Annotated in this window: 19 protein-coding genes; 9 read left to right on the forward strand and 10 right to left on the reverse strand. The window is 33.9% G+C overall.

Going from position 1 to position 19,017, the window contains the following annotated elements; all coding sequences use genetic code 11:
* The first annotated feature begins 125 nt into the window (after positions 1-125).
* The 9 genes from NK213_RS15580 (at position 126) to NK213_RS15620 (ending at position 9,652) form a co-directional block, all read left to right on the forward strand.
* Positions 126-1,676: a toxin-antitoxin system YwqK family antitoxin gene (locus NK213_RS15580; protein WP_253350690.1), complete on the forward strand. Its 1,551-nt coding sequence runs from the start codon at positions 126-128 to the stop codon at positions 1,674-1,676.
* Between the two features lie 197 nt (positions 1,677-1,873).
* Positions 1,874-2,647, forward strand: a complete 774-nt coding sequence (locus tag NK213_RS15585) for a ParA family protein (protein WP_253350694.1) — start codon at positions 1,874-1,876, stop codon at positions 2,645-2,647.
* Between the two features lies 1 nt (position 2,648).
* Positions 2,649-3,212: a hypothetical protein gene (locus tag NK213_RS15590; RefSeq protein ID WP_253350696.1), complete on the forward strand. Its 564-nt coding sequence runs from the start codon at positions 2,649-2,651 to the stop codon at positions 3,210-3,212.
* 220 nt (positions 3,213-3,432) lie between these two features.
* Complete coding sequence (fdhF, locus tag NK213_RS15595) at positions 3,433-6,141, forward strand: formate dehydrogenase subunit alpha (protein WP_253350698.1); 2,709 nt, start codon at positions 3,433-3,435, stop codon at positions 6,139-6,141.
* A 72-nt stretch (positions 6,142-6,213) separates the two neighbouring features.
* Positions 6,214-6,846: a molybdenum cofactor guanylyltransferase gene (locus tag NK213_RS15600; RefSeq protein ID WP_253350700.1), complete on the forward strand. Its 633-nt coding sequence runs from the start codon at positions 6,214-6,216 to the stop codon at positions 6,844-6,846.
* Positions 6,830-7,597, forward strand: coding sequence for a formate dehydrogenase accessory sulfurtransferase FdhD (gene fdhD, locus NK213_RS15605; protein ID WP_253350704.1), 768 nt, complete (start codon positions 6,830-6,832; stop codon positions 7,595-7,597). The genes NK213_RS15600 and fdhD overlap by 17 nt, the downstream gene beginning before the upstream one ends.
* A gap of 146 nt (positions 7,598-7,743) precedes the next feature.
* Entirely contained in the window at positions 7,744-8,559 is an 816-nt protein-coding gene (locus NK213_RS15610) for a DUF1848 domain-containing protein (protein ID WP_253350706.1), read from the forward strand.
* A 14-nt stretch (positions 8,560-8,573) separates the two neighbouring features.
* Positions 8,574-9,179, forward strand: coding sequence for a DNA-3-methyladenine glycosylase (locus NK213_RS15615; protein ID WP_253350708.1), 606 nt, complete (start codon positions 8,574-8,576; stop codon positions 9,177-9,179).
* A gap of 14 nt (positions 9,180-9,193) precedes the next feature.
* Positions 9,194-9,652, forward strand: coding sequence for a hypothetical protein (locus NK213_RS15620; protein WP_253350710.1), 459 nt, complete (start codon positions 9,194-9,196; stop codon positions 9,650-9,652).
* A 62-nt stretch (positions 9,653-9,714) separates the two neighbouring features.
* On the opposite strand, the gene NK213_RS15625 is transcribed toward NK213_RS15620, so the two are convergent.
* The 10 genes from NK213_RS15625 to NK213_RS15670 all read right to left on the reverse strand — a co-directional run bounded on the left by NK213_RS15625 (position 9,715) and on the right by NK213_RS15670 (position 18,887).
* On the reverse strand, positions 9,715-10,800 hold the full coding sequence (locus tag NK213_RS15625; RefSeq protein WP_253350712.1) for an SIMPL domain-containing protein: 1,086 nt from the start codon (positions 10,798-10,800) through the stop codon (positions 9,715-9,717).
* A 166-nt stretch (positions 10,801-10,966) separates the two neighbouring features.
* A complete protein-coding gene (locus NK213_RS15630; protein WP_253350713.1) occupies positions 10,967-12,331 on the reverse strand; it encodes a PFL family protein in 1,365 nt (454 codons plus the stop codon).
* Positions 12,332-12,345: 14 nt separating this feature from the next.
* Positions 12,346-12,624, reverse strand: coding sequence for an ACT domain-containing protein (locus NK213_RS15635; RefSeq protein ID WP_253350715.1), 279 nt, complete (start codon positions 12,622-12,624; stop codon positions 12,346-12,348).
* Between the two features lie 222 nt (positions 12,625-12,846).
* Entirely contained in the window at positions 12,847-14,706 is a 1,860-nt protein-coding gene (gene mnmG, locus NK213_RS15640; protein ID WP_253350717.1) for a tRNA uridine-5-carboxymethylaminomethyl(34) synthesis enzyme MnmG, read from the reverse strand.
* Between the two features lie 172 nt (positions 14,707-14,878).
* Complete coding sequence (locus NK213_RS15645; protein WP_253350719.1) at positions 14,879-15,415, reverse strand: hypothetical protein; 537 nt, start codon at positions 15,413-15,415, stop codon at positions 14,879-14,881.
* 136 nt (positions 15,416-15,551) lie between these two features.
* A complete protein-coding gene (locus NK213_RS15650; RefSeq protein ID WP_253350721.1) occupies positions 15,552-16,103 on the reverse strand; it encodes a hypothetical protein in 552 nt (183 codons plus the stop codon).
* Positions 16,104-16,182: 79 nt separating this feature from the next.
* Positions 16,183-16,806 (reverse strand): thiamine diphosphokinase, encoded by a 624-nt coding sequence (locus NK213_RS15655; RefSeq protein ID WP_253350723.1) that lies wholly within the window; start codon positions 16,804-16,806, stop codon positions 16,183-16,185.
* Between the two features lie 16 nt (positions 16,807-16,822).
* Positions 16,823-17,383, reverse strand: a complete 561-nt coding sequence (locus NK213_RS15660; RefSeq protein ID WP_253350731.1) for a nitroreductase — start codon at positions 17,381-17,383, stop codon at positions 16,823-16,825.
* 107 nt (positions 17,384-17,490) lie between these two features.
* Complete coding sequence (locus NK213_RS15665) at positions 17,491-18,153, reverse strand: ribulose-phosphate 3-epimerase (RefSeq protein WP_253350733.1); 663 nt, start codon at positions 18,151-18,153, stop codon at positions 17,491-17,493.
* A 206-nt stretch (positions 18,154-18,359) separates the two neighbouring features.
* The gene (locus NK213_RS15670; protein WP_253350735.1) at positions 18,360-18,887 is read right to left on the reverse strand and encodes a GNAT family N-acetyltransferase; all 528 of its coding nucleotides are present in this window, start codon (positions 18,885-18,887) and stop codon (positions 18,360-18,362) included.
* Positions 18,888-19,017: the final 130 nt, after the last annotated feature.

The raw sequence follows: 19,017 nt of genomic DNA on the forward strand, positions 1-19,017 counted from the left end.
TGGGTTTATTACTCCTTACCAGGCTAGATTCAATTTCTTTGGATCCTAATGTTCCCATTTTGCTTGACCATTACAAAAATAATAGTGTTAACAAATTTGGAGTATTTTTGAGAGGAGGTTATTTCTTGGAATTTTTATTGATTATATTTATTTTTATTGGTTTGACCATAGCCTATTTAGCATTTATTTTAGGGTTTGGCTACATTTTAGGCATTATTGCAAATTTTATCTTTAAGGAAAGAGATTTTTATATTATTGAAAAATTTCCTTTTATAAGAGAACAATTAATAAAAGAACACAAAACTTACTATGATAATGGTAATTTAAAATCAGAAATAACTTACTATTTTAATACTCCGCACGGGCTTGCTGTACATTATTATGATAATGGCCAGATATTTGGGAAATGTTATTATATTAAAGGAGAAAAAAACGGAATGTGGATAAGCTGGTACAATAACGGCAGCCTGAAAGAAACCGGCTTCTGGAAATATAATAAAAAAGATGGAGAATGGCAGAGTTTTTTTGAAAATGGAAAGCCTGAATATCATATATCCTGGAATGACGGGGTTAAGCATGGTTCATATATGACTTATTATAATAATAACGAGCTAAATTCCTCAGGAAAGTTTTTTTATGGACAAAAAGATCAATTCTGGTTCTTTTATTATAAAAATGGAAATAAAATGCGGGTAGAAAGCTGGGAGCATGGTACTCCTAAAGGTGAATGGGAATATTTTTACGAGAATGAAAATAAAAAAGCATTTGGAAATATATCAGAAGGAAAACGGACAGGATATTGGAAATATTATTTTGAAGACGGAACAATATCTTCTGAAGGAAATTGGGACAATGACTGTTTGAACGGACTATGGATTTATTACCATGCAAACGGCAAAATCAGGGAAAAGGGATTTTGGGTTAATGACTATCAGCATGGAGTCTGGGAATACTTCTATGAAAATGGAATACGTGAAACATCAGGCTACTGGTATTACGGAAGAAAACATAGTTTTTGGAAGTATTTTTATGAAAATGGCAATTCAAAAGAATTCGGTCAGTGGAAAGAGGATAAACAAACCGTAAAATGGAAATACTATTATGAAAACGGTACTCTTTCATCAATTGGTGACTGGTCTGACAGCTTGAAAACAGGAATATGGAAGTACTTTCATGAAAACGGAAAAATAAAATCCAACGGCCGTTGGGTTAATGATAAACAATACGGTATATGGAAATTTTATACAACTGAGGGAAAAATCAGAACCAAAGGACTGTGGCGTAATGACCTTCCTGACGGAAAATGGACGAACTATCATGAAAACGGCAAAAAAAGAGAACAGGGTATCTTTTCCCAAGGAAATAAGACGGGTGTATGGCGTTATTATTCAGAAAACGGCAGACTTATAATAAAAGGGCGCTGGAAAGATGATCTTCAAAACGGCGAATGGACTTATTATTTTGAAAACGGGATTCCTGCTTCACTTGGTGAATTTAAAGACGGCAATCAAGACGGCGAATGGAAATATTTTTATGAAAGCGGTAATCTGAAATCCGTCGGCTATTGGAATAACGGTGTAAAAAAAGATGAGTGGATTCACTATGATGAAAATAATGAATTTGAAAATATAGAATATTTTGATAATTCCGGAGATTATCTCCATTTTATCAATTAACAGTTTTTTAGTGCTGTTATACAGAATACGGAGTAGTTTTGTACTTTTCGGTGTTTCACCGGCAGTCAGAGCTTTCCGTGTTTTTATTTGTAAAACAAACAGAGTTTTCTGCTGTAAACATTATTTATTTTTATGTGTTGTAGAAATATATACTTTATGGTATATTTATATTAAATATAAAGAAAAAAGGAGAAATTATGAAAATACTCACTTTTGCAAATCCAAAAGGAGGTGCAGGAAAAACTGTTTCCAGCATAAACTTCGCATATGCGCTGTCACGTCTGGGTTATAAAACCCTTCTTGTGGATACTGATCCCCGTGGCGGAGTTTCCATCTGTCTTGGTATAGAAAACGAAAATACCCTTTTTGATCTTATCAAAGAGTATAACGAAGGTTTCGTAGAAGACGTGGAAAAATACAAAAATCATAAAAACGGTGTGGATGTTGTAATTTCAGATTATGAAATTGCCAAATTTGATTCTTATTTTGATGCAGATACAGTTTCTGCCACATTTATTGTGAAAAATCTTATAATGGAATTTTTCAAAGATTACGATTTTATAGTTATAGATACAGAAGGTACTGTTAATTCACTTACAGCTTCTATTTTATATGCCACACAGGATATTTTTATTCCTACACAGGCAAGTAATCTCGATCTTACAGGTGTCCGTGATATTCTTGCCCTCAGCAAAAATATTTCAAGACAAAATGCTGAACTAAATATAAAAAAAGTTTTTCTTATAAGAGCAAAGATGAATACCATTGCATTCAAAGAGTTTCAAAACAGTCTGGAATCTTTCTTTGACGAGCAGCAGTTTTCTAAAGTTGCTATCAGGGAAAATCAGGATATAATAAACGCTGTAAATTCGCAGCTTGATATTTTTACTTACAGAAATTCCTCTAATGGTGCAATTGACTATAGAAATCTTGTTGACGAATATATAGAAGAGCTTCAGAAGGAGATATAAAATGGCAATAAAAGATATTTTAAGCAAAAATGTTAATTATGGAGGGCTGGAAATTTATCAGAGTAATTTTGATTTTGAAAAATTCGAGATACAGCCGAATGACAGAGACCTTCTGCTGCAAAGTGAACAGATTATTTCTAATTCTCAGAGACAGATGATGAAAAATCTCTATGAAATTGCCAAAAACCTCTTTGAATCACAACAGATTCTGGCAAACTACCATTCAGGATCATTTGTGGAATGGTTTGAAACAATAGGATTAAAAAAAGACTATGTCTACAGAATGATTGATAAATATAAGCTGGCTCAGGAAACTAATATAAGAAACGCTGTTAACCTACCAGTAAGAGTGGTACAAAACATAAAAAAAATGAACATTGATACCAGCCAGAAAATAGAAATTGTAAGAAGTGAAAATCCCAGAAAAAAGATCGCTGAGTTTTCTCACAGTGAGAAATCTGAACTTACAGAACTGGAAATTTTAAAAATACAATTACGTTATCATACAAGAAAAGTAAAAGAATTAAAAGCCAGAATTACAATTTTGGAAGAAGAAAGTATATAACGCAGAATTCCATCTACACCCATTTATAATCATGGCTGACAGATGGTTTTTCTTTTTATGCTTTACTTATGCATTTATATAAATTTAATATAATTAAAAAAAAATAGATTGACAACAAAGAATTTTAGGTTATAATTTAACGAGAAGTTTTTTCATTTAATAAACAAAATTATCGCCGAAAGTTACGTTTGTTTTTTTATTTGAGGAGGATGGAAGTCCGATGATCAATATTACCATTAATAATATTTCGTGTAAAACATACGAAAACAGAACTATTTTGGAAACAGCGTACGAAAACGGAATAGATATCCCTGTTTTTTGTAATGATAAAAGGCTTGTTCCCGAGGCTTCGTGCAGAATCTGTCTTGTTGAAGTAAAAGGCGGAGGCAAGCTCGTCCCTGCATGTTCGGCAAAAGTTTCAGACGGAATGACTGTATTTACAGAAAGTGAAAGAGTAATCAGCGCGAGAAAAAATATTCTGGATCTTCTCCTTGCAGATCATGACTTTGACTGTATAAATTGTTCGAAATCCGGTGACTGCCGATTACAGGAATACTGCCTGAAGTATGATGTAAAAGAAAGCAGTTATACAAGAAAAAGGGATATTCTTGATATCGATACCAGTAACAATTTTTATTCTTATAATCCGAACAGATGTATTCTTTGCAGAAAATGTGTAAGAATCTGCCGTGATTTACAAGGCCGTGATGTTATCACTGCTGCGGGAAGAGGAGTCTTCACTCATATAGAACCGCCTTTTAATACCGGTCTCGGTAACTCGAGATGTGTTTCCTGCGGTAACTGCGTTTCTGCATGCCCTGTAGGTTCTTTAATGCCTAAAAGAAGCATTCCTTTTGAGACCGAAGAAATAAAAAAGACAAGAACTACATGTGTATACTGCGGCGTTGGATGCCAGATGAACCTTCTTGTTAAAGGAAATAAAGTTGTTGGTACCGAACCTCTGGATATAGTTCCTAATAATGGACTTTTATGTGTAAAAGGTGCTTTTGCATATAATTTTATTAATCATAAAGATCGCTTAAAGACTCCTTTGATAAAAAAAGACGATATTTTCACAGAAAGCAGTTTTGACGAAGCTCTGGATTTTATTGCAGAAAAACTTACTGCAATAAAAAATTCCCATGGAAAAGAGAGCATAGCCGGACTGACTTCGGCGAGATGTACCAATGAAGAAAACTATCTCATGCAGAAATTTATGAGAGCTGTTATTGGCAATAATAATATTGACCACTGTGCCCGGCTGTGTCATGCCACAACTGTTTCAGGACTGGCAGAAACAGTGGGAAGCGGTGCAATGACAAACAGTATCTCAGAAATAGAAAAAGCAGACACTATATTTGTCATAGGTTCTAACACTACAGAAACCCATCCTGTTATCGGAACCTTTATACAAAAAGCCAAAAGATCAGGAAAAAATCTAATTGTAGCTGATCCGAGAAAGATCGAACTTGCTGAAAAAGCAGATATTTTTATGCAGCTGAAAGTAGGAACAAATATTGCCCTGCTAAACGGAATGATGAATGTCGTAATCAGCGAAAATCTTCAAGACAAAGAATTTATAGAAGACAGATGTGAAAATTATGATGAACTGGTTTCCGCTATAAAGGCTTATACTCCTGAATTAACTGAAAAAATAACAGGTGTACCTGCCAGTGATATAATAAATGCTGCAAGGCTTTATGCAGGTTCAAAAAATTCCACTATTATTTTTTCAATGGGAATTACACAGCACATTACAGGAACTGAAAATGTATTTTCTGTATCAAATCTCGCTATGCTGTGCGGTATGATCGGCAGGGAAAATACAGGAATAAATCCCCTGCGCGGACAGAATAATGTACAGGGTGCCTGTGATATGGGAGGGCTTCCCAATGTATATCCGGGATATCAGAGTGTACAAAATGCCCAAAATAAAGAAAAATTCGAGAAGGCATGGAGTGTCCCGCTTTCTGACAAATCAGGCCTGACAGCTTCGGAAATGATAGATCTCGCAGGAGAAGGCAGCTTGAAAGCTCTGTATATTATAGGAGAAAATCCTGTTGTTTCGGAACCTGACGGCAATCATGTAAAACACTCTTTGGAAAATCTTGATTTTCTTGTTGTTCAGGATATTTTTATGACTGAAACAGCTGAATTCGCAGATGTTATTTTGCCTGCTGCAAGTTTTGCAGAAAAAAACGGGACTTTTACCAATACCGAGAGACGGGTACAATATGTGCAAAAGGCCATAGAGCCTCTTCACGGTACAATGGAAGACTGGAAAATCCTCGTTTCTCTAATGAATAAAATGGGTTATTATCAGAATTTTTCTTCTACTGAGGAAATCATGGGGGAAATTGCTGCTCTTACTCCGCAGTACGGAGGAATTTCGCATAAACGTATTCTGGAACAAGGACTCGGTCTGCAATGGCCCTGCCCTGACGAAAATCATAATGGTACTCCCTATCTTCATAAAAATGCTTTTACAAGAGGGAAGGGAAAGTTTATTCCTGCTGTCCACAGATTTTCTGCTGAGATGCCTGACAGCGAATACCCTGTTATTCTTACTACTGGAAGAATTTTATACCAGTATCATACTATGACAATGACAGGGAAAAACAGCGGTATAATGAAAACCGCCGGAGAAAATTATATGGAAATACATCCTGAACTTGCCGAAAACCTGCATTTGAAACAGGGAGAAACGGTAAAAGTAAGTTCCAGAAGAGGATCAATAAAAATAAAGACAAGAATCACCAACAAAACAGATAAAAATACTGTATTTATTCCTTTTCATTTTGCGGGAGGAGCTAATATTCTTACTAATAATGCTCTTGACCGTTTTGCAAAAGAACCGGAATTAAAAGCCTGTGCAGTAAAAATAGAAAAATTATTCACAGATACAGGCTGTAAAGCTAAAGCAAGGTGAAATTTCTGTTCCTGATTTGGACATTCTATTTAAATAAAAGGGGTTTATTTATATAAATTAAGGAGTCACTATATGAAAAAAACAGGAACAGCAATTATACTTTGCGGGGGCAAAAGCAGCAGAATGGGATTTGATAAAAGTAAATATGAGATTAACGGAAAACTTCTTATTGAAATATGTGCGGAAAAACTCGGCTCTGTCTTTGAAGAAGTTCTCCTGGTTACCAAAGATCCTGATAAATTTAAAGGACTCGGATATAAGGTCATAGGAGATAATGCGGGCGCCTATGCCCCGGTCTTTGGAATATACAGCGGTCTTTTGGAAGCCGGATCTCATTTTTCTTTTATTATAGCCTGTGATATGCCTGTTATTAATCTGAATTACATTAAATACCTTATAGAAAAGCTGGAAAACGAAAGTTTTCCCCCTGACGGGCTTATCTCAATGAACGGTTCATTTATTGAACCCTTTTACTCTTTTTATTCCAAAAATATGCTGAAAAAACTAAAATATAACATTGATATAAAAAATTATAAAATAACAGACAGTATTAATATGTGTAATATTGAATTCGTAAATACCGAGATAATAAAAAAATATGCCGGTAATATTGATATTTTTACTAATCTGAATTATCCCTGCGATCTGGAAATTTTTTCAGGGGCATTTATTAAGGAGCTCTGTCTGAATGATAAAAAATATTGAAATAATAAGATATAGCAACGGAATTCTCGAAAAAACCAATGATAATATCACAGAGGAAAGTAAAATTAATATTTTTGTAAACGGAAGCCATTATATTAGTCTTCTCTGCAGTAACAGCGAACTAAAAGAACTGTGTACCGGCTTTCTCTTTTCGGAAGGTGTTATTTCCAGTTTCAAAGATATTAAAAATATTGAATTCTCATGTAATAACAATATTTTCATTACTCTTGACGAATCTGTATCCTTTTCTCCCGAAAAGCAAAGAATCATAGTTTCAGGATGCTCCAAAGGAAGTATTGAAGAAACTCTTATGGAACAAAATCATTTATATTTTTCTGATTCTGATCCTAAGTACAAAATTTCTGATATTTTAGATTATATGAAAGAGCTGAATTCCCATTCTGAAATTTTCAAAAAAACAGGGGGTACACATTGCTGTGTTCTTTGTCATAAAAATGATAAAATTATATCTGAAGATATCGGACGGCATAATGCTCTTGATAAAATTATAGGAAAAAGCCTAATTTTTGATTTTAAGCCATCTGAAAGCATTTTGCTATTAACGGGTAGGGTCTCCTCTGAAATTCTTCTTAAAAGTGCTAAATTTGGCATTAGAATTATTATTTCACGTTCTGCTCCGACAGATTTTTCCGTGGAAACTGCTTTAAAAATAAATATGACTCTGGCTGGTTTTGCAAGAGGCAGTAAAATGAATATATATTCCGGTGTCCACAGACTGATCAATGCATGAAATTTTATTATTAATAAATATCTCCGGATTTTGTATGTCCGGTTTTTTTGAAATATTTTTTAATTGGTTGTCTTTTTTTCGGTTGATAAAAATATAACCTTAATGATAAAATAAAATAACTTAAAAAATAAATACAGGTGGTTAATTTGATAATTAGTGCAAGCAGAAGATGCGATATTCCAAAATACGGAAAAAAGTGGTTTTTAGATAATATTAAACAAGGATATGTCAATGTCACTAATCCTTTTAACAGAAATCAGGTAAAAAAAGTTTCACTGCATAATGAAGATGTGGATCTTTTTGTCTTTTGGACAAAAGATGGTTCTGATTTTACAGAGGTTTTGGATTTTCTTGAAAGTAAAAATATGAAATTTTTAATACAATATACAATAAACGGATATCCTTCTGATATAGAGCCTTTTACCGGTGATACCGACAAGATCATCAGGAATTTTAATGATATAAACTCACGATATCCCGGATCTGTGCTTTGGAGATACGACCCTGTTATTCTCACAGACAGATTTGATCTGAAATACCATACCGAAAAGTTTACATATATTTTTGAGAATATAAAACACTCTACTACAAGGTGTTACACCAGTTTTTTTGATGAATACAGAAAAAACAAAAAATTTATAGCTGCACATAATGTTAATACAGATAATTTTTCAAAATATGAAGAGGTTCTCGCTGAATTTGACAATATTGTGGACGGTTCCGCTGTAAAACTTATTGTCTGTTCCGAGCCGATAAATTATATCAGTTATAAAAATGTGATAAAAGGTGCATGCATTGACAAGGATTATATTAATGATATTTTCGGTCTGAACATTCAGGGAAAAAGAGATTCCGGACAAAGGAAAGACTGTTATTGCGTGAAAAGTACCGATATCGGGGCTTACAACCAGTGTAAAACAGGCTGTAAATACTGTTATGCCTGTAATAATAACAAAATTTAAAGGGGAATGATAATATGGAATTTTTCCAATACGGACAAAAAGAAACAGATTACCTGAAAAGTAAAGATAAGCGTCTTGCTGAACTTATTGAAAGACTGGGTCCGGTACAGAGGGAGATTATCCCCGATCTTTTTGCCGGGCTGGTTAACAGTATCGTGGGACAGCAGATTTCCACAAAGGCTTTTATTACTATCTGGAAAAGAATAACAGACCTTTTTGGGACTGTCACCCCTGAAAGTATTCTTTCCAAATCTGCCGAAGAGCTGCAAAAGTGCGGTATTACAATGAAAAAAGCAAACTATATACAAAATATAGCTATGGATATAACAAATGGAAAACTTAACCTTGATATACTGTATGAATTACCTGACGATGAAGTCTGCCGCAGGCTTTCTTCTCTAAACGGCATAGGCACATGGACAGCAGAAATGCTTATGACTTTTTCCATGCAGCGGCTGGATATACTAAGCTGGGATGATCTGGCTATAAGACGCGGTATTATGATGCTTTACAGACATAAAAAACTGGATAAAAATCTTTTTGCCAAATATAAAAAAAGATATTCCCCGTATGGTTCAGTGGCTTCTCTGTATCTATGGGAACTTTCAATGGGAAAATAAAAGGAGGAACATATATGAAAAAATTACCCCCTGTGGAAAAAATCTATGAAGCGTACAGCGCTATTTCGGATAAAAGAATTGTTATGGAAGAAAATTCCGCAAAAGTTTTTTCCTCGGATAAAAGTAAGGAATATACCGTGACATGGAATGACGATATATATTCTTCCAATGATAATGCTTCTTATTGGCAGGGATATGCGGGTTATCCCATGATCGCAGTTCTCATGCTCCAGAATAGGATTTCATTTGACAGTTCTGTTACTGAATTTTTCAAAAATATAAACTGGAAAGAATTAAATGCCAAATATAAAGGCAAATATTCCAAAGCTGTGGATGAAATCATGGAAGGACTGAAAAATTCCGGAGTTGACACTGACAAAATATATGAGGAAACTGATAAAATTTTTGAGGAACTAAAAAATCTTGATATCCAATGTAAAAGAAGTTCTCTGCGTCCCCCTAAATCAAAATAATCTATATAATAAAAGCTGTTCCGGCCAGAATGTCAAATATCCTGAATGAAACAGCTCTTTTTTTATTTTTTTAGTTTTAATATATCATAAGATGCAGTAAGAGTAACAGTTATACTCATTTCCTGTGCTACTGAAAAGGGAATATCTACACTTTCCGCATTATAATTCGTGGAAAAATTTCCGCTGTTCTGCATCATAACTATTCCTGAACCTGAATTGTTGTTATAATTCCAGTATGGGCTGCTGTCATTTATATATTTTATATCTCCTATTTCATATCCTCTGTTTTTCAGAATGACTTTTGATTTATCGACTATTTCATTCATCGCTTTATCATATGCCTCTAATGTGTATTTTTTCTTTAATTGTTCTGATATATCATAAGTTATTCTCCCAGGATTTTTTATTTTATAAGACTGACCTTTCTGTAAAATTTTCCCCATATCCAAAGAAGTGCTCATTCTCACTCTGAATGCATGTGTTACTGTATAGACCTGCTTTTTCTCCGGTTCAGCCTCTGTGGTATTATAACTTGCTATTTCCACATTTCCTATACCTGCTCCTCTTAATTTTTTCTCTATTCTGTCATATTTATCTTTCGCAGTCTGCTTTGAGGATTTTTCTGTTGTTACAGGTGATTCTATTGTATAAGTATAATAATTTCCATAATCATTTTTTACAAGTCTGCTTATTTCTTCCTGTTCAAGAATTCCCATAACATCATAAAATCTCTGTGTATCAAGAGAATTAATACGCACATCTATTTTTGTTACATATCTTCCTTTTCCTTTTTCTCCCTGAACAGTTTCGTTATTTCTTGTATATCTTGAGGTTTCTATATCTTCAGACTTTATTCCCAGCGACATAAGATACTTTTTGAATTCAGTCATTGTTTTTGCATTTTCATTTGATGCCTGCTCCAGTGTATTTCCTTCTGTTTTTAATTCAAATTCGGTAACCATTAAATCCGGTTTCACTTTCAGCGTTCCTATCCCTACAAGGTTATTCAGCGTCCCGACGATCATATATTTTTCACCGTACTGTAGCCTTACTCTCTCCATTTCCGCCTCAACAGGTGACATCTCGGCTCTTAGCATGCCAAAAGACAGTAATATAACCATTACTATCATTAATCTTCGTTTTTTCATAATTTCCTCCTTAAATTTATAATATATCTCTGAAAATTCCAGTCATTCAACTGAATAGTATAATTATACTATTCTATTACTATTTTAACAACACTCCTTTTATTAAAAATTTTATTCTTCCAAAAAAAGAAACCAAAGTAATTTGGTTTCTCTTTCTTTTATATAATTAATTTTTCAGAGCCTGTATCGGCGGAGCTACTTTCCCGCCTCTGTCTATAAGAACAGAACAGTCCAGATTATTTATATTTATAATATCAGCTTCTCCAAGCAGACCTCCGAAAACAACCCTGTCTCCTGCTTTTTTACCGGGTACAGGTATGATTCTTACTGCTGTTGTCTTGCTGTTTATCATTCCTATTGCCATTTCATCTGCTATAATTCCTGAAATTACTGCTTCTGTGGTATCTCCCGGAATTGCTATCATATCCAGCCCCACAGAACATACACAAGTCATTGCTTCTAGCTTTTCCAGTGTAAGATATCCCTTACTTGTAGCAGCTATCATTCCCTGATCTTCACTTACAGGAATAAATGCTCCTGTTAGTCCTCCTACTCTGCTTGCTGCCATTGCTCCGCCTTTTTTTACAGCATCATTTAATATGGCAAGAGCAAAAGTAGTTCCGTAAGCTCCTACTGATTCCAGCCCGAATTCCTCAAGAACATTGGCGACACTGTCTCCTACCGCCGGAGTAGGTGCAAGAGATAAGTCAATAATTCCAAATTCTATATCCAGCTTATTTGCTACTTCTCTTCCGATAAGTTCACCCATTCTTGTTATTTTAAAGCTTATTTTCTTTATTGTTTCTATTATTTCATCTATTTTTGCTTTTTTATCTACCTGTGCAAGAGCATGTCTTACCACTCCGGGACCGCTTATTCCCACATTCAATACTACATCAGCATTTTCTACCCCGTGAAAAGCTCCTGCCATAAATGGGTTATCAGGTACAGCATTAGTAAATACCACGAATTTTGCTGCTGCAAGACCGTCCTGATCAGCAGAAAGAGCTGCCAGTTCTTTTACAGTTTTCCCCATCATCTTTATGGCATCCAGATTTATTCCTGACTTAGTTGATCCTACATTAACTGAAGAGCAGACTTTTGCCGTACTGCTTAGTGCCTTTGGTATACTGTTAATTAACCTTATATCCCCTTTTGTAAATCCCTTATCAACTAAAGCAGAAAAACCTCCTATGAAGTCTATTCCTATTTCTGTTGCGGCTTTGTCAAGTGCCTCTGCAAAGATAGTATAGTCTTCGGCATCTGTGGAATTCCCGATAATAGCAATAGGAGTAACGGATACTCTTTTATTTACTATAGGAACATTATATTTGCTTGATATTTCATCTGCATATTCCACAAGATTTTTTCCATATTTTACTATTTTGTTATATATATTCTCTGCTGTTTTTTCAGCACTGGGATCTATACAGTCCAAAAGACTGATTCCCATAGTTACTGTTCTTACATCTAGACTATACATACTAATCATATTTATTGTTTCCAATATCTCATCAGGGAGTAATAACATCCTAATAAACCTCCTTATATTCTGTGCATTGCTTTGAAAATATCTTCATGCTGTATAAATATTTTCACTTTTAAATTTTCTTCTATTACCTTGAACTCTTTTTGTATATCCTCTATACTTCTCTGATTATTTTTTACTTCAGTAAGCATTATCATCGCGAATATCTCATTTTCAAAAATTGTCTGTGATATATCAATTATATTTATATCCAGTTCATTTAACTTTGCAGATACACCGGCTACGATTCCTGTTTTGTCTGCTCCCATTACAGTTACTACTACTTTACCGTCCATTTTTCCTCCTATATAAAAAATTATTTACAATCTGATTATCTCACAATTACCATAAGATGTAAACATTCATTTAGCTAATTTTATCATTTTTGAGATACAAATTTATTCAAAAAATTCAGAAAACAATAATACCTTCCCCCTGTAAATCTGTATTTTTTATGTCTGAATTTCCTGCTGTATAAAAAAAGAAGGCTCTTCACACCTTCTAATTTTTTATTATATTTAATCATTTTTTCCTTTTATAAAAGCCAGCAGCAGTGTAATATCATTATGTGTTATTCCGCTTATTCTGCTTGCCTGCCCTATTGTCTCCGGCTGTGAATATACAAGTCCTGAAATTGCTATATTACTTATTCCTTTGATCTCTTCATAGTTAATATCAGAAGGAATTACCATCTCTTCCAGTTTCTTGAATTTTTCAATCTGATTTTTTTCCCTGTCTATAAAAATCTTATACTTGGAATTAATTTCCACCTGTTCTTTTACAAGCTTTGATAATTCCACAATTTCCATAAATTTCTCCAGACCTTCATATGTCATTTCTTTCCTTGCAAGAAATTCAAAGGCTGAAACAGGACTGTTCATAGTATCATGACCTTGTGATACTAATATTTCATTATTTTGCTTTGTGGGATAAATTGTTATACTTTTTAGTCTTTCTATCTCTTTTTCTATATCATCTCTTGCATTTTCCAGTTCTTTCAGCTTTTCTTTATCAAGAATACCTATTTCCTTGGCTTTATCCAGTAATCTCAGGAAAACGTTATCCTGTCTCAGCGTCAGTCTGTATTCTGCCCTTGAAGGGAGAACTCTGTATGGCTCCGGAGTATCTTTATTTATTATATCATCCACAAGAACTCCTATATATCCCTCACTTCTGTCAATAATAACAGGTGACTCTCCTTTTATCTTTCTCGCAGCATTAACAGATGCTATAAATCCCTGAACCGCAGCTTCTTCATATCCGCTGGTACCGTTAATTGTTCCTGCTGTATAAAGATTTTCCAGTATTTTTGTTTCAAGTGTCAGTTTCAACTGATTCGCCGGTATATAATCATATTCTACAGCATATCCGTATCTCATTATTTTGGCATTCTCAAGACCTTTTATTGTCTTTAGCATGGCGTCCTGTGCAAAGGGAGGCATTGCCGTGGTAAAGCCGTTTATATATATTTCATTTGATTCTGTACTTTCCTGCTCCAAAAATATCTGATGATCAGTTTTCTCAGGAAATCTCAAAACTTTTCTGTCAAGCGAAGGGCAGTGTCTCGGACCTTTTGAGCTTACTATTCCTGTTACTATTGGAGAGTATTTCAAAAGCTCGCTTGCTACCTTTATTGTTTCAGGTGTTGTATAAGTGAGCCATGTGGGCATTACAGAATTTTCTTCTTTTGTAGTATAGTATGAAAAATATCTCGGGTTTTCTTCACCTTTCAGTTCTTCTATCTCTGAAAAATTTATTGTTCTTTTATCTATCCGCGGTGGTGTTGCTGTCTGATATCTGTCTACCTCAAAGCCGTATTCACGAAGTCTGTCTGATAGCTCCTCGCTTGATTGTTCTCCCTGTCTTCCTGCTTCATACTTTACATCACCAATTATAAATCTTCCTTTTAAAAATGTCCCTGTACATAGTATAACAGCCTTTGCACCATATTCTATTCCTACCTGATCTTTTACCCCTATGACTTTTTTCCCGTCAAGAATCAAATCTGTCACTATTCCCTGTACTAATTCCAGATTTTCCTGTTTTTCCACTATTTCTCTCATTTTTATTCTGTACCAGTACTTATCAGCCTGTGCTCTTGTTATCCTTGCTGCAAGCCCTTTAGTGTGATTCAGATTTTTCAGCTGCAGGTTATAGCTGTCTATGTGTCTTGCCATTTCTCCCCCGAGCATCCCAAGCTCGGAAACAAGATGTGATTTTCCCGGTCCTCCTATAGAAGGATTACATGACATCATTGCTATATTATCAATAAAAATCGTAAACAAAGCTGTTTTCATTCCCAGTCTTGCCGAAGCCAGAGCTGCTTCCACACCAGCATGTCCTGCTCCTACCACTATCACATCATAATCAGTATTCATTGTTTCTCCTCTTCATCTATAAAATTATCTCTTCTATCTTTTTTCAAAGTAAAAATTACTGTATTATTATATCATATTCTTTGAAGAAAATCTTTTTTGTTTGATCTCTCTCCATACTTTTACAAAATAAAAAGATTATCTATAAAAATTCATAAATAACCTTTTCTATTATCTATTCTTTCAAACTCAGTTCTTTTGTACAGTTCCCCCTATCAGCTGTTTTTGCTGCTTCTTCATTGGTTTTTACTATTCCGCAAAGCTTGGGCTTTCCCTTTTCAAAACCTATTACATAGAGTCTTGATTGAAACTTTCCTGTTAATTCATCTTCATAGGCTTCTATACGAAATATTAGTGCTTTTACTTCTCCGGTTTTATCTACACGCCATTCTGCGACACCTTCTTTTATATGAGGCCATGTTCCGAAGTCTCCCCCCATTACTTCTTTACTTGTTGTCCATATATTTGTCCCGTCGCTTATATCTATCCATTCTCTTCCTGACTGAAAAACCTTAAAAATACGATAATTTTTATATGACGGGCATTCTACAGCAGTATTCTCTTCTTCATACGGATAAATATTTCTAAACTTGCCTGTTGGGCGTTTACAATTTTTATCTTTTGTTGATGTATAGACACTCTTATTCTGTGTTTCTGCTGAAAATGCTAAAATTCCAGTAAAAAATAACATTAATATAATAATCTTCTTCATCTTTCAACTCCTTGTTTTTTTTAATAGAATAGCAAATATTCTTAATTTTTTCAATGCATTATTTACTTTTCGTTATATTTTTTTGTATAAATAAAAAAGATTATCTATAAACTTTATAAATAATCTCATTTACTATCTATTTTTCCTGCTCTGTTAATCTCAGTTTTATTGTACAATTCCCTTTATCCGCCATCTTTACGGCTTCTTCATTTGTCTTTACATTTCCGCAGTATTTAGAAACTCCGTTATCAAAACTAATTACATATAATCTTGAATGTACTTTTCCCATAACATCAGGATCCTGCGCATCTACACGAAATATAAGTGCTTTCGCTTCGCCTGACTTTGTCACCCGCCATTCGGCAACACCTTCTCTTAATGCCGGAAAGTGTCCAAAATCCGCATTAAACACTTGATCTACTGTAGACCATGTATTCACACCATCGCTTATATCTATCCAAACTCTTGAATCATCATATACTGCAAATACTTTCATCTTTTTATACCCTGGGCATTCTTCCGCGCCATAGCCGTAGTCGTCATTTACAGGGTAGAGTTTCTTGTATATTCCTGTGGGACGTTTGCAGTCTTTTGATTTCGTGGATGTATAAACACTTGTCAGCGACTCTGCTGAAAATGCCATTATTCCCGAAAAAAATAATGCTAATGCTAAAATAAATTTCTTCATCTTTTCTCTCCTTGTTTTCTCATAGAATAACAGATATTTACTATTTTATCAATATATTATTTAATTATAATTATATTCTTCACACATACAAAATAACCACTATTTTTCCTTTATCAAAAATAACATCTGCCTCATCTTCAAGTATCACATTACTCATCAAAATGGAGCTTTCTCTTTTTATATATCTGTTTAAAAGAGGGTACTTAAAACCCTTTAATGTAATATTTTCTATCTCACTGTCAAGCGATACTATAGACAATGTTTTTCCCTTTTTTCCTGAAATAGAAAAACTTTTATCCCTAAAGAAAATCTTTTCCGTTTCTGTGAGAATTACAAGTTTTTCATATTTTTCCATAAGCATAATATTATTCAGGGTAAAATCTATTCTTTTTCCTAAAGCTCCTACGACATATATTTTTTCATAGTTATCATATCCCATCTCTTCCAAAACAAGCTCAAAATCAGAATAATCCTTATCAGGAGAAAATTTTTCCGTTTGTATTCCCATTTTCATCACTTTTTCCAGAGTCTCAGGCTTTATAGAATCCAGATCTCCATAAATGCACTTTGGCTTGTATCCCTTTTCAATACAATAATTCGTTCCGCCGTCAGCACAAAAAATATCAGTCTCTTTATCTATAATCTCTTCAAAGAAATCATCCCTGTAACTATACTCCCCGTTTAAGAATATAACTGCTTTCATTATGATTCCTCCATATTTATTTTATTATTTTACTGTAATTTTTATTTCTTTGAGGAATATTCATTACTTTTATTTTTGGATATCCCAAAGCTAAAACAATATGAGGAATATAATTTTCCGGTATCCCGAATTCTTCTTTCTGTCCATTGCTCATCTGAGAGAAAAACATACGGACTATTCCATTCCAGCAGCTGGCAATATTAAGACTCTCTGCAGCCAGAAGCATATTCTGCGATGCGGCTGAAACATCTTCTATTGGTGTCAAATCTTCCTTCTCATAAGATACTATAACTATTGTTGGTGCACCGTAAAAAAGATCAAGCATCTCATTGCTGCACATTTTCTGTGTTATTTCATCTTTGGAACTCTTACCCGCCTCTTTTGCAAGTATATTTAATTTATCTATGAGTTCTCTGTTCTGAATGGCAGTAAAAAACCATGGCTGTGTATTATGCCCTGTCGGCGCCCAATTTCCGGCCTCAAGTATTAGTTCCAGCTCCTCGTCTTTTATCTGCTCATCTCTTCTGAATGCTTTTGTTGTTCTTCTAGATTTTATTGTCTCCAGTACATTATTCATATTTTCGTCCCTTCTGCCCTTTTGCTTTTTCTTATATTATAAGCAGAAATGATGAGAAAATCAATCAGCTTTATTTTTTACTTTTTTATTACATTTTCCATAAGAAACTAAATAAAAAGTTTCGTTAATTTTTCTATCTTTTCTTTGTAAGTGCCGGAAGCTGTATTAAATAAAGCAGATGTCCCCAACACATATACATTTGCATTATTTTCATACAATATTGGTATCGTTTTTTCATTTATATTTCCGTCCACTTCAATAAGAGGCGGATTCTCCATTTCCTTCAGATAAATATTCAGTTCTTTTAGTTTCTCAATAACGCTGTAATTAAAAGGCTGTCCGGCAAATCCCGGGTTCACTGTCATTATTAACAGCATATCTACTAATGGAAGAAATTTCACTATTTCAGATACCGGTGTTTCAGGACTCAGAGCCAAAGAAGGAGATATCCCTTTTTCTCTTAGAAATTCTATCTCTTTTTCAGGATTTTCCGACGTTTCTATATGAAAAGAAATATACTTCGGTTTTATATGTGCAAACATCTTCATATACTTAAAAGGTGTAACTGTTGCCAAATGAATATCAAGGGGTATGCTCGTATTTTCTTTTATTTCTTCCAGAATATAAGGTCCCATTGCCATATTATCCACAAATACTCCATCCATAACATCACAATGTAAAAGTCCTGTTTCAGCCTTTTCCAATTCTGTCAGCTCTTTTTTCAGGTTCATCTGATCTGCACACATAATTGATGCTGCAAACTGATACATAATATTCCTCCTTTAAGAAACCTGCCTGCAGGTTATTAAAAAATTTTATTTCTCTCTATATTCTATTATATTATTATAATTATAAAAAAGCATAACTTTCATCACAAAAAATGAAAAAATTTATACTCTTTCGCATATAATAATGATATCATCATACTTCTGTCCAAATATAATTTTTCTTTCTATAAACAAAAAAGATAATAAAACTACTGCCTATTATCTTTTCTCAAAATATAAATATCATGTACCATATCTTTTCCTCTATAATGCTTTATAAACGAAGATTCTCTCACAAAACCGACCTTTTCAGCCAATCCTGATGATCTGTAATTTTCTGGTCTTATCAGAGCATAAATCTCATTTTCCTCCATATTATCAAATGCATAATCAACAAAAGCATTAACAGCTTCATATGCATATCCCTGATTCCAGAATTTTTTCATAATAATGTATCCGACTTCTAAAATCTTTTTATTATCAATCATAGAGTAATGTAAGCCTGACTGTCCGATAAATTTTCCGGTATCTTTTTCTATTAGAGCAAAATATCCGGTTTCGCTTTCATTATATCTTTTTATATTATTATCTATCCACTCTTTTACCTCTTCATCAGAAAAAGCATGCTCCCACGCATACATTACCTCTATATCCTTTAATAAGGATGACAAATCTGCAAAATCGTCATAAGTAAACTTTCTTGTAAATAATCTTTTTGTCTCAATCACTTTTTCCATATATCCTCCAAAAAGCTATAATATTATGCTATACTCCAAAATTCTCCCAAAACAAAAAAAATCCTATATAAAATAGGAAAAAAAGTGGCGTCCCTGGCAGGACTCGAACCTGCGACCCTTTGATTAACAG

The sequence above is a fragment of the Sebaldella sp. S0638 genome (assembly GCF_024158605.1).
In the GTDB taxonomy this organism is placed as follows: Bacteria; Fusobacteriota; Fusobacteriia; order Fusobacteriales; family Leptotrichiaceae; genus Sebaldella.